A 1043-nucleotide genomic window follows, 5' to 3' on the forward strand; every position below is an offset into this window, starting at 1 on the left:
ACTTCCGCCTTGTTATGTGGTGTCGGCTCCGTCGTCCAGTGTCTCAGCGTCAAGAGCGATATCCGGTTTCTAAGAGCGTCAGTCAGCGGCCGCTTCATATGTACGACCTGCCGCACTTCGGCCCACCCCTCCGACACGCTCAAGATCTCGTTCCCTTCCGCGCTGGCAAGTTCGACGGCCTTGGCGATCTCGGAGGACATGATTCTTGGATGGTGCATGTAATCACCTCTTGGCCGCACGCCCCGATGAGCCGACGCTTCGGGAGAAATACCGCTGGAAAAATCGGAAGGGTCACTTGCCGTATTTCCAGTGTTCACCATGTTCACCACGTCCAGGTTTCCGTAGGGAAACACTCTGTCGCCGCATTCTCGTTCGCCCAAAGGATGCATGTCCAGCACGCATTCGCCGGCCTGATGCCCGAACGCAATCGATGGTCGCGGCACCGCCGATGATCCAGTGCAAGCGACCGCCCGTCGCCAGCTGGTCGATCGGCTGCGCGAGCTCGGCTATAAGGAGCGAAATGACAACGACAACGATTCCGGCGCGGCAGATCCGCGCCCAGTACGACGCTTCCACCCTTCGCGTTTACCAGGCCTACTCGGACGCCATCGCCGACAGCGCCCTCAAACACCAGACCTTCGTTGCCCCGCCCTTCAAGATGGAGCGGATGACATGGATCAAGCCCTCCTTCCTATGGATGATGTATCGCGCCGGATGGGGCTACAAGGATGCGGGTCAGTCCCGCATCCTTGCCATCGACATCACCCATGAGGGCTTCGCATGGGCGCTGGCTCACGGCTGTGACAGCCACCCCGAACCGGGCATGGACGCACAGGAATGGGAGGCGCTCAAGAGCCGCTCACCGGACCGCATCCAATGGGACCCGGAGCGCGACCTGCACCACCGGCCGCTGGAACACCGTGCCATCCAGATAGGACTGAGTGGCGAGGCCGTGCGCCTGTACACCGGGGAGTGGATCCAGCGTGTCACCGATGTCACGCCGCTGGCCCATCGGATCTGCGGGTTGGTACGGGAAGACAGGC

At 61.6% G+C, this 1043-nt stretch carries 2 protein-coding genes; one reads left to right on the forward strand and one right to left on the reverse strand.

Going from position 1 to position 1043, the window contains the following annotated elements:
- On the reverse strand, positions 1–398 hold a 398-nt coding region (locus tag KVS69_RS18395; RefSeq protein WP_217539428.1), incomplete at its 3' end, for a hypothetical protein.
- Positions 399–520: 122 nt separating this feature from the next.
- Here KVS69_RS18395 and KVS69_RS18400 point away from each other — a divergent pair.
- A partial coding sequence (locus KVS69_RS18400; protein WP_217539429.1) for a DUF4291 domain-containing protein occupies positions 521–1043 on the forward strand: 523 nt, incomplete at its 3' end.

It is taken from the genome of Stenotrophomonas sp. GbtcB23 (assembly GCF_019091045.1).
Lineage (GTDB): Bacteria > Pseudomonadota > Gammaproteobacteria > Xanthomonadales > Xanthomonadaceae > Stenotrophomonas > Stenotrophomonas rhizophila_A.